Source organism: Rhodovarius sp. (genome assembly GCF_040399605.1).
In the GTDB taxonomy this organism is placed as follows: Bacteria; Pseudomonadota; Alphaproteobacteria; order Acetobacterales; family Acetobacteraceae; genus Rhodovarius; species Rhodovarius crocodyli_A.
In genome coordinates this window covers 1-12327 of record NZ_JBBARU010000027.1, presented here as the reverse complement: position 1 = coordinate 12327, position 12327 = coordinate 1, and the positions used below count along the sequence as shown (strand labels likewise).

12 protein-coding genes are annotated in these 12327 nt (G+C 66.6%); 11 read left to right on the top strand and 1 reads right to left on the bottom strand.

What is annotated here, in order from left to right; all coding sequences use genetic code 11:
* Positions 1–82 precede the first annotated feature (82 nt).
* The 8 genes from ABWP84_RS09170 to ABWP84_RS09135 all read left to right on the top strand — a co-directional run bounded on the left by ABWP84_RS09170 (position 83) and on the right by ABWP84_RS09135 (position 8153).
* Positions 83–1732 (top strand): ribonuclease J, encoded by a 1650-nt coding sequence (locus tag ABWP84_RS09170; RefSeq protein ID WP_353211721.1) that lies wholly within the window; start codon positions 83–85, stop codon positions 1730–1732.
* A gap of 3 nt (positions 1733–1735) precedes the next feature.
* A complete protein-coding gene (locus ABWP84_RS09165; protein ID WP_353211720.1) occupies positions 1736–1999 on the top strand; it encodes a DUF1467 family protein in 264 nt (87 codons plus the stop codon).
* A gap of 584 nt (positions 2000–2583) precedes the next feature.
* Positions 2584–3897, top strand: coding sequence for a proline--tRNA ligase (gene proS, locus ABWP84_RS09160; RefSeq protein WP_353211719.1), 1314 nt, complete (start codon positions 2584–2586; stop codon positions 3895–3897).
* The gene (locus ABWP84_RS09155) at positions 3878–4087 is read left to right on the top strand and encodes a hypothetical protein (protein ID WP_353211718.1); all 210 of its coding nucleotides are present in this window, start codon (positions 3878–3880) and stop codon (positions 4085–4087) included. Before proS ends, ABWP84_RS09155 begins: the two co-directional genes overlap by 20 nt.
* A complete protein-coding gene (locus ABWP84_RS09150) occupies positions 4087–5337 on the top strand; it encodes a lipoprotein-releasing ABC transporter permease subunit (RefSeq protein WP_353211717.1) in 1251 nt (416 codons plus the stop codon). Before ABWP84_RS09155 ends, ABWP84_RS09150 begins: the two co-directional genes overlap by 1 nt.
* Entirely contained in the window at positions 5330–6010 is a 681-nt protein-coding gene (locus tag ABWP84_RS09145) for an ABC transporter ATP-binding protein (protein ID WP_353211716.1), read from the top strand. The genes ABWP84_RS09150 and ABWP84_RS09145 overlap by 8 nt, the downstream gene beginning before the upstream one ends.
* A gap of 308 nt (positions 6011–6318) precedes the next feature.
* Entirely contained in the window at positions 6319–7758 is a 1440-nt protein-coding gene (locus tag ABWP84_RS09140; RefSeq protein WP_353211715.1) for an NAD-dependent succinate-semialdehyde dehydrogenase, read from the top strand.
* 149 nt (positions 7759–7907) lie between these two features.
* Positions 7908–8153 (top strand): hypothetical protein, encoded by a 246-nt coding sequence (locus tag ABWP84_RS09135; RefSeq protein WP_353211714.1) that lies wholly within the window; start codon positions 7908–7910, stop codon positions 8151–8153.
* Between the two features lie 2 nt (positions 8154–8155).
* On the opposite strand, the gene ABWP84_RS09130 is transcribed toward ABWP84_RS09135, so the two are convergent.
* Complete coding sequence (locus ABWP84_RS09130; RefSeq protein ID WP_353211713.1) at positions 8156–9007, bottom strand: DMT family transporter; 852 nt, start codon at positions 9005–9007, stop codon at positions 8156–8158.
* A 215-nt stretch (positions 9008–9222) separates the two neighbouring features.
* On the opposite strand from ABWP84_RS09130, the gene ABWP84_RS09125 reads away from it, so the two are divergent.
* From ABWP84_RS09125 to ABWP84_RS09115, 3 genes are read left to right on the top strand one after another with little or no spacing between them, the layout of a single operon-like run.
* The gene (locus tag ABWP84_RS09125) at positions 9223–10596 is read left to right on the top strand and encodes an HlyD family efflux transporter periplasmic adaptor subunit (protein WP_353211712.1); all 1374 of its coding nucleotides are present in this window, start codon (positions 9223–9225) and stop codon (positions 10594–10596) included.
* Positions 10487–11587 carry an ABC transporter permease DevC gene (gene devC, locus ABWP84_RS09120; RefSeq protein WP_353211745.1) on the top strand — a complete coding sequence of 367 codons (1101 nt, stop codon included), beginning with the start codon at positions 10487–10489 and terminating at the stop codon, positions 11585–11587. The genes ABWP84_RS09125 and devC overlap by 110 nt, the downstream gene beginning before the upstream one ends.
* The gene (locus ABWP84_RS09115) at positions 11587–12282 is read left to right on the top strand and encodes an ATP-binding cassette domain-containing protein (RefSeq protein WP_353211711.1); all 696 of its coding nucleotides are present in this window, start codon (positions 11587–11589) and stop codon (positions 12280–12282) included. The genes devC and ABWP84_RS09115 overlap by 1 nt, the downstream gene beginning before the upstream one ends.
* Positions 12283–12327 lie beyond the last annotated feature (45 nt).

Here is a 12327-nt window from a genome sequence, read left to right as displayed (position 1 = left end):
ATAACCCTCTGAATTGCGCCGCATCCCTGCGCGCCGACATCGCGATGACTGCAACGCCGCCCCGGGCGGCAATAGGAAGAGTATGACCGAACTGAATAATAATGATTTGGCCTTCATCCCGCTGGGCGGTACCGGCGAGATAGGGATGAATTTCAACGTCTATCGCTGTGACGGCACATTGCTCGCGGTGGATTGCGGCATTGGCTTTGGCGGGGCCGAGATGCCCGAAGTCGATGTGATGGTGCCCGACCCCGTCTGGTTGGCCGAGCGGCGCGAGAAGCTGGTCGGCATGATCATCACCCATGCGCATGAGGACCATATCGGCGCCGTTGCCCATCTGTGGCGCAAGCTGAAATGCCCCATCTACGGCACCCCCTTCGTCATCAATGTGCTGCGGCGCAAATTGGGCGAGCATGGCCTGGCGCAGGAGGTGCCGCTGCACGTGGTCAAGCCCGGCGGCTCCTTCTCCCTCGCCCCCTTCGAGTGCCAGTTCCTCGCCGTCAGCCACTCCATCGTCGAGGCCCAGGCCCTGGTGCTGCGCACCCGCCACGGCATCGTCGTTCACACCGGCGACTGGAAACTGGACCCCAACCCCCTGGTCGGCCCGCCAACCGATGAGGCCGGCTTCGCCCGCATCGGCGAAGAGGGCGTGCTGGCCATGGTCTGCGACAGCACCAATGCCATGGTCGATGGCCGTGCCGGCTCCGAAGCCACAGTGCGTGAAGCCTTCCTGCCGCTCATCGCCGGCATCAAGGGCCGCATCGCCGTCACCTGCTTCGCCACCAATATCGCCCGGCTGGAGAGCGTGGCGCTGGCCGCCAAGGCCGCCGGCCGCAAAGTGGCGCTGTTCGGCCGCAGCCTGCGCAATTCGGTCACCTCGGCGCGTGAATGCGGCTATCTCAAAGGCGTGCCCGATTTCCTCAATGAGGATGAGGCGCAATACCAGGCCGATGACGAGCTGCTCATCCTGTGCACCGGCAGCCAGGGCGAGGAGCGCAGCGCGCTCGCCAAAATCGCCGCCGATAACCACCCCAATATCTCGCTGGGTGAGGGCGATACGGTCATTTTCTCCGCCCGCATGATCCCGGGCAATGAGCGCGCGGTGCTGCGCATGCAGGACGAGTTGGGCCGTGCCGGCGTCACCATCATCACCGCCGATGATGAGAAGGTGCATGTCTCCGGCCACCCGGCGCGCGATGAACTCAAGCGCCTCTACAGCCTGGTGAAGCCGAAATACTGCGTGCCGGTGCATGGCGAATGGCGCCACCTCTCCGAACATGCCGGCCTCGCCGAGGATTGCGGTGCGGACGCCATTCTGATCGAGGATGGCGATATCCTCCGCCTCGCCCCCGGCCGCGCCGATGTGGTGGAAAGTGCCGTCGTAGGCCGCCTCGCCATTGACGGCCCGCGCCTGCTGCCGCTCGAAGGCGGCGTGCTGGGCGCGCGCAAGCGCATGCTGTTCAACGGCGTGGTGGTGGCGAGCCTTGCGGTGGACAAGGCCGGCAAGGTGCTGGGCAAGCCGCAAGTGGCCGCGCCGGGGCTTTTCGACGCCGATGGCGAGGAGCCAGCGCAATTGGCCATAGAACTCGCCCGGGTGGTGATGGAATTGCCCAATTCGCTCAAGCGCGAGGATGATGCGCTGCGTGAGGCGGCCCGCGCCGCGCTGCGCAAATCGGTGGGCCGCCGCCTGAAGAAGCGGCCCAATGTCGAAGTCCATCTGATGCGGGTGTGAGAGATGGGTCTGGTCTCGGGCATTGTTGTCTATTTTTTGATCTGGTGGACGGCGCTGTTTTGCATCCTGCCCATCGGCATCCGCCCCGATGCCAGCGGGGCGGAAACCACCGGCGGCTGGCGCGGCGCGCCGGTGGGGTTTTCACTCTGGCACAAGCTGGCCGGCACCACGTTGCTGGCCACGCTGCTTTGGCTGGTGGTGTATTGGCTCAGCAACCAGGAATGGGCGAGTTTCCGCGATGGCTGGCTGGCGATGCCCACGCGCTGACTCTGATATTTCCAACGATGCAGGGGGAGCGGCGGCGCAGCCGCCCAGAAAGCTGCACAAAAAATAAGCGGATCAAACCATTCCCGGCATGATCCGCTTTTCTTATAGGCAGGCTCGGACTTTCCGCCCGTTTTTTCGCCTTTGTTGCGACCGTTAGGCGTTGAGCGCCCCGGCCATTATCGCCAAACTCATCGCAGAGAGAGGGTTGGTCCTCTTTCTGCCGTGTGACTGGCGTTTCCTCCCTAAACTTGGGCTGCGCGATGACACGCGCAGTCCCTTCTTTAGCCCAGTCCATCGGCATAGGAAAGCAATTTCTGCAGCCAAAAGCGGCGATTCAGGCAGGAATCTTGCTAAAATCGATGCTGCACTGCAGTTATATTGCTCCGATACCGAAACGGAGCGCCGTCATCGGCCCGATCAGCCCATCACCACCATGCCATGGCGCCGCAATCCTCCCCACACCACACCAGTCAATAAAGCCTAACGCCCCACCCATCACCAAGGAATTAAATCAGCGTCAGGGAGGTTCTGTTCAGCGCCCCATTAGGCTACACCAGACCACACCATCTTCGAGGACCACAGCCTTGCGCCTCTCCCGCGCCTTCCTGCCCACACTCAAGGAAACCCCGGCCGAGGCGACCATCGTCTCGCATCGCCTCATGCTCCGCGCCGGCCTGGTGCGGCAAACCTCCGCGGGCATCTACGCCTGGCTGCCACTGGGCTGGCGCGTGCTCCAGCGCGTCAGCCAGATCGTGCGCGAGGAGCAGGACAGGGCAGGGGCGCAGGAAGTGCTGATGCCCACCATCCAATCCGCCGAACTCTGGCGCCAATCCGGCCGCTATGACGGCTATGGCAAGGAAATGCTCCGCCTCATCGACCGCCATGACCGCGAAATGCTCTATGGCCCGACCAATGAGGAAATGATCACCGACATCTTCCGCAGCTACGCCAAAAGCTATCGCGACCTCCCCCGCAACCTCTACCACATCCAGTGGAAATTCCGCGACGAGGTGCGCCCGCGCTTTGGCGTCATGCGCGGCCGTGAATTCCTGATGAAGGACGCCTATTCCTTCGACATCACCGCTGAGGCCGCCCAGCACGCCTACCGGCAGATGTTCTTTGCCTATCTGCGCACCTTCCAGCGCCTCGGCCTCAAAGCCGTGCCCATGCGCGCCGATACCGGCCCCATCGGCGGCAATCTCTCCCATGAATTCATCGTCCTGGCCGAAACCGGCGAAAGTGCGGTGTTCTTCGACAGCGCCTTCGAAGCCTCCGACTGGGCCGGCACCGTCACCGATTACGACGATATCCCCGCCCTCAAATCCGGCTTCGACCAAGTCACCGCCATGTACGCCGCCACCGATGAAATGCACGACGCCGCCGCCTTCGAGGCCCTGCCCGCCGAGCGCAGGCGCGAGGGCCGCGGCATCGAGGTCGGCCATATTTTCTATTTCGGCACCAAATACAGCGCCGCCATGGGCCTCTCCGTCCCCGGCCAGGATGGCAAGCCGGTCATCCCCGAAATGGGCAGCTATGGCATCGGCGTCTCCCGCCTCGTGGGCGCGCTGATCGAGGCCAATCACGATGAGGCCGGCATCATCTGGCCCGATTCCGTCGCCCCCTATGCCGCCGCCATCCTCAACCTCAAACAGGGCGACGCCAGCACCGACGCCATCTGCGAGCAACTCCACACCGCACTCGGCGACAACGCCGTCTATGATGACCGCGCCGAGCGTGCGGGCGTCAAATTCGCCGATGCCGACCTCATGGGCTTCCCCTGGCAGGCCATTGTCGGCCCGCGCGGTGCGGCCAATGGCGTGGTCGAACTCAAGCGCCGCGCCACCGGTGAGCGGGTGGAAGTCTCCGTGGAGGAAGCCCTTGCCCGCATCCGAGGCTGACCCCCGCCGCCAGTCCTGGCGCAACCTGACGATCATGCTGGCCGCGCTCGCCGCCGGCATGTTCGCCGCCCCGCCGATCCGCGAAAGCCTCGGCTGGCCCGACGAGATCATGCGCACCATCGCCATCAGCCTGCCGATCACCATCATCGTCCACCAGGCCCTGCTGCGCCTGTTTCGGCCGCGCCGCTGATGTTCAACCCCTTCGAACGGATGATCGCCTTCCGCTATCTCCGCGCCCGCAAGGGCGAGCGCTTCGTCTCGGTCATCGCCATCTTCTCGCTCGTCGGCATCGCCCTTGGCGTCGCCACCCTCATCATTGTCATGAGCGTGATGAATGGCTTCCGCCAGGAATTGCTCGGCCGCATCCTCGGCCTCAACGGCCATATGTCCATCGCCTCCGCCCAAGCCGGCAACCTGCCCGATTACGGCCCGCTGACCGAGCGCATCCGCACCCTCCCCGGCGTCGTCTCCGCCACCCCCCTCGTCGAAGGCCAGGTGCTGCTCACCAGCGAGGGCGGCGGCGCCTCCGGCGGCCTCGCCCGCGGCATCCGCCCCGAGGATATGGCCGCGCGCCGCATCATCGCCGACAATATCCGCGCCGGCCGCCTGGCCGATTTCACCGGCGATGACGTGGTGATGATCGGCACCCGCATGGCCGCCCGCCTCGGCCTCACCATTGGTGACCGCCTGACCATCATCTCCCCCCAGGGCCGCACCACCGTGCTCGGCACCGTTCCCCGCCTGCGCGCCTATCGCGTGGTGGCGATGTTCGAGGTGGGGATGAACGAATATGACAGCACCTTCGTCTTCCTCCCCATGGCCGCCGCCCAAACCTTCTTCCAAACCGGCGACGCCGCAACCCAGATTGAAGTCTTCGTCGAAGACCCGCTGCGCGCCCGCAGCGTCAACACCGCCATCCGCGCCGCCCTCGGCCGCCCCTTGCGCATCCTCGACTGGCAAGACGCCAATTCCAGCTTCTTCAATGCGGTGAAGGTGGAACGCAACGTGATGTTCCTCATCCTCACCCTCATCATCATCGTCGCCGCCTTCAACATCGTCTCCTCCCTCATCATGCTGGTGAAGGATAAGGGCCGCGACATCGCCGTGCTGCGCACCATGGGCGCCACAAGCGGCGCGGTCATGCGCATCTTCCTCCTCTGCGGCGCCTCGGTGGGCGTGCTCGGCACCGCCATCGGCTTCCTGCTGGGCCTCGTCTTCTGCCTCAACATCGAAAACATCCGCCAATTCATCCAATCCCTCAGCGGCACCGAACTCTTCTCGGCCGAAATCTACTTCCTCACCCAATTGCCCGCCGTGGTGGACCCCAATGAGGTCATCCAGGTGGTGCTCATGGGCCTCGGCCTCTCCCTCCTCGCCACCCTCTACCCCTCCTGGCGGGCCGCCCGGACCGACCCCGTGGTGATGCTGCGCAATGAATAACCCCGCCCTGGAACTGCGCGCCGTCGCCCGCCGCTACCGCACTGAGGCCGGCGTCCTCACCGTGCTCGAACACGCCAATCTCAGCCTGCATCCAGGCGAAATCACCGCCCTCGTCGCCCCCTCCGGCACCGGCAAATCCACCCTGCTGCATTTGGCCGGCCTGCTCGAACGCCCCGATTCCGGCGAGGTCTTCGTCAGCGGCGCCGCCGCCGGCACCCTCAATGACGATACCCGCACCGCCATCCGCCGCAGCACCATCGGCTTCGTCTACCAATTCCATCACCTGCTGCCGGAATTCTCCGCCCTCGAAAATATCGCCCTGCCGCAAATGGCGGCCGGCACCCCACGCCCCGTCGCCGATGCCCGCGCCCGCGACCTTATGGCCCGCTTCGGCCTCACCGGCCGCGAAGACCACCGCCCCGGCAAACTCTCCGGCGGCGAACAACAACGCGTCGCCATCGCCCGCGCCCTGGCCAACCGCCCCCGCATCCTCCTCGCCGACGAACCCACCGGCAACCTCGACATCAGCACCGCGGAGCGCGTCTTCGCCGAATTGCTCGAACAAGTCCGCGAACAAGGCGTCGCCGCACTCATCGCCACCCACAACCCAGCCCTGGCGGCGCGGATGGATCGGACGGTGACACTCTCTGCGGGATGCGTGGTTGAAGCGTAGTCTGGGCTGCCCGGGGAAGGGCTTTGCCCTCCCCCGATACTCCCACCCACCAGGGGCCGGCGGGCCCCTGGACCGCGAGGTAAAAGCCAAATTGGGGGAGGGGGGCAGCGCGCGCTGGCCGCCGGCAAAGCGTTGCGGCCCCCCTCCCCCAATTTGGCTTTCTCATGGTTTCCAAAGGCCCTCCGGCCTTTGGTGGGGAGGGGTACGGGGAGGGGCAAAGCCCTTCCCCGGGCCACCAGCACCACCCCCCGCACATTGCACCAACACGCTGCCGGCCCCATTCTAGTCTCACACACGGGAGAAACCACATGGCCAATTACCCCAATACCCTGCTCCACATTGCCGGCGCCTGGCGCGGCGGTGCCGAGGGCCGCAGCATCGAGGTGCTCAACCCCGCCAATGAGGAGGTGATCGGCACCGTCGCCCATGCCACCCAGGTCGATCTGGACGCAGCGCTGGCCGCCGCCGAGCGCGGCTTCGCCACCTGGCGCAAGATCAGCGCTTTCGAGCGCTCCAAGATCATGCGCAAAGCCGCCGACCTCCTGCGCAGCCGCGCCGATGACATCGCCCGGCTGATGACCCTGGAGCAGGGCAAGCCGCTGGGCGAAGCCCGGGTCGAGATCATGGGCGGTGCCGACACGATCGACTGGTTCGCCGAGGAATCGCGCCGCACCTATGGCCATGTCATCCCCGCCCGCGCCGAGGGCGTCTATCAGCTCACCATCAAGGAGCCGGTCGGCCCTGTCGCCGCCTTCACCCCCTGGAACTTCCCGATCAACCAGATCGTGCGCAAGCTCTCCGCCGCCCTGGCCGCCGGCTGCTCGATCATCGTCAAAGCCCCGGAAGAAACCCCGGCCAGCCCGGCAGAACTGATCCGCGCCTTCCTCGATGCCGGCGTGCCCGGTGATGTCATCGGCCTCGTCTATGGCGTGCCGAGCGAGATCAGCTCCTACCTCATCGCCAGCCCGATCATCCGCAAGGTCACCTTCACGGGTTCCACCCCGGTGGGCAAAATGCTCTCCGCCATGGCTGGCCAGCACATGAAGCGCGTCACCATGGAATTGGGCGGCCACGCCCCGGCCATGGTGTTCAATGACGCCGATGTCGAACTCGCCGCCAAGACCCTCGCCTTCGCCAAATTCCGCAATGCCGGCCAGGTCTGCGTCTCCCCCACCCGCTTCCTGGTGCAGGAGAATGTCTATGACCAATTCGTCGCCAGCTTCACCAGCCACGCCAAGGCGCTGAAGGTGGGCGATGGCCTCGATGCCAGCACCAATATGGGCCCCATGGCCAATGAGCGCCGGGTGCCGCAAATGGAGGCGCTGATCGCCGATGCCCGCTCCAAGGGCGCCGAGATCACCACCGGCGGCAGCCGCATCGGCAATAAGGGCTATTTCTTCGAGCCCACCGTGGTCGCCGGCGCCACGCTGGATATGCGGGCGATGAATGAGGAACCCTTCGGCCCCGTCGCCCTGATGCGCCCCTTCAAGGACTTCTCCGATGTGGTGACCGAGGCCAATCGGCTGCCCTTCGGCCTCGCCAGCTATGCCTTCACCGGCAGCGCCAAGACGGCGCAGGCGCTCGCCGCCGGCGTTGAGGTCGGCATGATGACCATCAACCATCTCGGCCTCGCTCTGCCCGAAGTCCCCTTCGGCGGCGTGCGCGACAGCGGCTACGGCACCGAGGGTGGTTCGGAGGCCATCGAGGCCTATCTGAACACCAAATTCGTCAGCCAGTTCGGGCTGTAAGCCGCTCGGCTTTCGCGCCATGTCCGAACTGCCTTGCGACACCGCAAGGCTTAAAAATGCTCTCAGGGGCGCTGCGGTGTTTCACCCGGCGCCCCAATGGATTGCAGGCTTCCGGCTACCCCATTAGTGTCTCCGAAAGGAGATTTTCCATGATCCGTCGCACCCTCTTCGCGGCGCTGGCCGGCCTCGCTCTCGCCGCCTGCGTGCCCGTCGATGGCTCCCAGCCCGTGGTCGTCAGCGAGACCGTCACCGGCTATGTCGCGCCTGCGCCCGTGGGGGTCCCCGGTCATTACCGCCGCCCCCAACGCTGCTGGAACGAGACCTACCGGCAACGCTATGTGGACCGCTATAACCGCGTACATTACCGCACCACGACCCGCCGCGTCTGCCGGTAACCCTACCAGGCCGGGCGCCGCCACAGCCCGGCCAGCAGCATGCCACTCACCACCAGCGCCATGCCCAAAAATTGCGCCGCGCTGAGCGCCTCAGCCAGCACCAGCGCCGCCAGAAGCGTGCCCAGCACCGGCACCAGCGGCGGAAAAATCGCCGCCCGCCCCGGCCCCATCACCGCATAGCAATGTGAATACAGCGCATTGGCCAGCAACCCCACGCCCAGGCCCTGATACAGCGCCTGGAACAGCGCCTCCTCCGGTGCCGCCGCCAGCCCACCCCAGCCAAAAACCACCAGATGCACCGGCACATAGGGCAGGGAACACGCGCTGATCATGCAGGCCGAGCGCAGCCCAGACACCCCCCAGGCGCGCAGCAGCGTGCCGTAAAGCGCCCATTGCAGCCCGCTGAACAGCAGCATCCCATCGCCCAGCCAGGCCGCGCCGCCCAGGCCCGTGCCGGCAATCAGCACCAGCCCACCCAGCAGCAGTGGCAGCGCCGCCAGCGCACCGCGCCCTGGCTTGTCACGCAGCACCAGCCAGCCCAGCAGAGTGGCAAACACCACCGTGCCGCCCGGATTGAGCATGGCGGCGTGGCTGGCCGAACTCAGCCCCACCCCCACCACCTGCATGCCGTAATACGGCAGCCCACCCAGCAGCGTCAGCACCGCCACCCGCCTCCAGGAGAGCCCGCCCAAGCCAATGCGCGCCAGCACCGCCGCACAGGCCAGCCCCCCCAGCAGGTAGCGCAGCATCATCACATCCAGCGGCCCCAGCCCCGCCATCATGGCGTGCCGGGTGGCGACGAAGCTGCCTGAATAGAGCAGCATGGCCGCAAGGCCGGCGAAGATGGTGGGCATGGCGCCATCCTGCCCCAGTTCCACACGTTGTGACAGGCACCGCCCACCACCATACCGGCCAATACCCCACCTGCCGTTTCTTGTCGGGGAAGCAGTTGAAGCTTCGACTCTTTGCGATACCCCCACGCTGGGCTATGCCCATTCACGGGACTTCCTTTCGCCCCAGCATACATCAGCAGCCAGGCACGCCGCCGGGCAGGAGCAGAATAGCCGCGATGCCAGAAGGGACCACGCCGGCCGGCCAGCCCAATCCCGCCCTGCCTCTGCCCGTGCCCCATACCACCGCCGCGAGGCCAGGCGGCACGGCGCGCCTTTGGGCATGGCTGCTGGTGCTGGCCCTGGCCCTCGGGGCCGGCGCTGCGGCCTGGCGCTTTATGGGCGCGGAACCTGGGCCGGTGGCCGATGCACAGCGCATGCCCGCCGGCACCGTCGTCACCCGCACCATCCACGGCCAGGTGGTGGCGCTGGGCAAGCTGCTGCCGCGCAGCCGCATCCTCATCATCGCCCCCCCCTTCGGCGCCGGCGATGCCCGCATCGCCACCCTGCCGGTGCAGGAGGGCGAAACCGTGCCCGCCTCCGCCGTGCTAGCCCGCATGGACAGCGAACCCGCACTCCGCGCTGCCCTCGCCTCGGCCGAAGCCACCCACGCCGCCCGCGTGGCGGCGCTGGAGCAAACCCGCATCGCCATCGCCGCCGCACTCGAGGAATCGCGCAGCGGCCTCGCCCGCGCCGAAGCCGCCCTGCCCATCCTGCGCCGCGACATGGAGCGCGCCTCCTCCCTCGTCGGCCGCGGTGCCGCCACCGAGCAAGTGGCCGATCAACGCCGCCTCGCCTATGAGCAGGCGGTGCAGGAGGTGGTCCGCGCCCGCGCCAACCTCACCCGCTACGCCGCGCCCAGCCTCGACGAGCAAGCCGATGTGGTCCTCGCCCGCCGCAATGCCGAGGCCGCCGCCGCCGACCGTGACCGCGCCCTCGCTGATCTCGACAAGGCCGTCATCCGCGCCCCCATGGCCGGCACCGTGCTCACCCTCTATGCCCGCCCCGGCGAACGCCCCGCCGCGCAAGGCCTCATGAGCTTCGGCGGGCTCGACCAGATGATCGCCGAAATCGAGGTCTATGAAGACCAGGTGAACCTGCTCGCCCCCGGCCAGCCCGTCACCCTCTCCGCCGCCGCCTTGCCCCGCGCCCTCAACGGCAGCCTCGGGCGCATTGGCGCCGAAGTGCTGCGCCAGACGCTCACCGATGCCAGCCCCGCCGCCAATACCGATACCCGCGTGCTGCGCGCGGTCATCGAACTCGACGCTGCCTCAGCCGCCATCGCCGCCCGCTTCGCCAATCTGCAAGTCACCGCGCGCATCCGGCTGACGCCCCCTGGGGCGCCCCAGGGGGGGGGCAGGGGGCACAATGACCGCCCTGCTCACCCGCCTGCTCGGCCGCCTGCCCATTGGCTGGCTGCAATTGCGCCACAACCGCAACCGGCTGATCGCCGCCCTCGCCGGCGTCACCTTCGCCAATCTGCTGATCTATATGCAATTGGGCTTTCTCGGCGGCCTGCTCAACGGCATCAGCCTGCCCTATGCCAGCTTTGACGCCGACATCCTCATCCAAGCCTCGGACGCCAATACCCTGCAAGATGGCAGCCCCCTGCCACGCAACCGCATGCTCGAAGCGCTCGCCATCCCCGGTGTGGCCGAGGCAACGCCGCTCTACATTTTCAAAATGGATTGGAAACAGCCCGATGGCACCATCCGCACCCTCGATGTCATGGGCGTGGACCCCCGCATGGCCAATTTTCGCGTCGCCGAAATCGAAGCCGCCCGCCCACTCCTCGCCCTCTCCAACGCTGCGCTGATCGACCGCGGCACCCGCAACGTGCCGCCCGAACTCTTCGACGAAATCGATGCCGGCCGGCCCTATCGCATCGAAACCGCCAATCGCTCGGTCAATATCCTGGGCAGTTTTCGCATCGGCGGCGGCTTTGGCGCCGATGGCGTGATGGTGGTCTCCGACCAGACCTTCCTCAAACTCTTCCGCAACCGCACCGCCGGCGCGCCCAATATCATCTTGGTGCGCGCAGCCCCGGGCCAGGCCATCGACCCCCTCATCGCCCGCCTACGCGCCGCCTTGCCCGCAGCCGATACCGCCGTGCGCAGCGTCGATGAGGCGATCCGCCGCGACCAGAATTTCCAAACCACCCAGCGCCCCGTCGGCATCGTCTTCGGCTTTGGCGTGGTCATCGGCGCCCTGGTGGGCATCATCATCGTCTATCAGGTCCTGGCCTCGGATGTGGCCGACCACATGCGCGAATACGCCACCTTCAAAGCCATCGGCTACCGGCAATCCTTCTTCCTCGGCGTCATCTTCGAAGAGGCAGTGATCCTCGCACTCTTCGGCTTCCTGCCCGGCACGGCGCTGGCCATCGCCCTTTATGCCGCAGTCAAAGCCACGGCCGGCTTGCCCCTGGAGATGACCGGCAGCCGCATGCTCTTCATGCTGCTGGGCACCATCATCATGTGCACCCTCTCAGGCGCCATCGCCACCCGCCGCCTGGCCAAGGCCGACCCGGCAGCGCTGTTCTGATGCACCCCGCCATCAGCATCGCCGGGCTGAACCACGCCTTCGGCGAGGGCGAGGCCCGGCGACAAGTGCTCTTCGATATCAACCTCGCCATCCCGCGCGGGCAATTCGTCATCCTGGTCGGCGCCTCGGGCTCGGGCAAAACCACGCTGCTCACCCTGCTCGGCTGCCTGCGCGCCTTGCAGCAGGGCAGCGTGGGCCTGCTCGGCCAGGAATTGCTGGGCGCCGATGAAGAAACCCGCATCGCCTGCCGCCGCCGCCTGGGCTTCATCTTCCAGGCCCATAACCTGCACGACAGCCTCACCGCGATGCAAAATGTCCGCATGGGCCTCGATGTCCATGGCATCCGCCCCGGCGCCGATGCGGCCGCCGAACACGCCCTGCGCCTGCTCGGCCTGGGCGAGCGGCTGCACTACCTGCCCGCCAACCTCTCCGGCGGCCAAAAACAGCGCGTCGCCGTCGCCCGCGCCCTGGTGGGCAACCCCGACATCATCTTCGCCGATGAACCCACCGCAGCACTGGATTGGGAAAGCGCACAACAACTGCTCGACATCATCCGCCTCCTCGCCACCGAGCGCCGCACCACCACCCTCATGGTCACCCATGATTCCCGCATCATGGCCCTGGCCGATCGCATCCTGACCATGGAAGACGGCCGCCTGGTGCGCGATGAGGCCGCGCCGCGCGCGCGCGAGTAAACAAGATCGAGGGATGGTGAAACAGGGAATGTTTGGGTTGGGATC

Bases quoted from the DNA above. Each gene is read 5' to 3' on its own strand.
- ABWP84_RS09115 (WP_353211711.1), top strand. From the start codon at position 11,587: ATGCACCCCGCCATCAGCATCGCCGGGCTGAACCACGCCTTCGGCGAG.
- ABWP84_RS09145 (WP_353211716.1), top strand. From the start codon at position 5,330: ATGAATAACCCCGCCCTGGAACTGCGCGCCGTCGCCCGCCGCTACCGC.
- ABWP84_RS09125 (WP_353211712.1), top strand. From the start codon at position 9,223: ATGCCAGAAGGGACCACGCCGGCCGGCCAGCCCAATCCCGCCCTGCCT.
- ABWP84_RS09170 (WP_353211721.1), top strand. From the start codon at position 83: ATGACCGAACTGAATAATAATGATTTGGCCTTCATCCCGCTGGGCGGT.
- ABWP84_RS09130 (WP_353211713.1), bottom strand. From the start codon at position 9,007: ATGCCCACCATCTTCGCCGGCCTTGCGGCCATGCTGCTCTATTCAGGC.
- ABWP84_RS09165 (WP_353211720.1), top strand. From the start codon at position 1,736: ATGGGTCTGGTCTCGGGCATTGTTGTCTATTTTTTGATCTGGTGGACG.
- ABWP84_RS09140 (WP_353211715.1), top strand. From the start codon at position 6,319: ATGGCCAATTACCCCAATACCCTGCTCCACATTGCCGGCGCCTGGCGC.
- ABWP84_RS09135 (WP_353211714.1), top strand. From the start codon at position 7,908: ATGATCCGTCGCACCCTCTTCGCGGCGCTGGCCGGCCTCGCTCTCGCC.
- ABWP84_RS09150 (WP_353211717.1), top strand. From the start codon at position 4,087: ATGTTCAACCCCTTCGAACGGATGATCGCCTTCCGCTATCTCCGCGCC.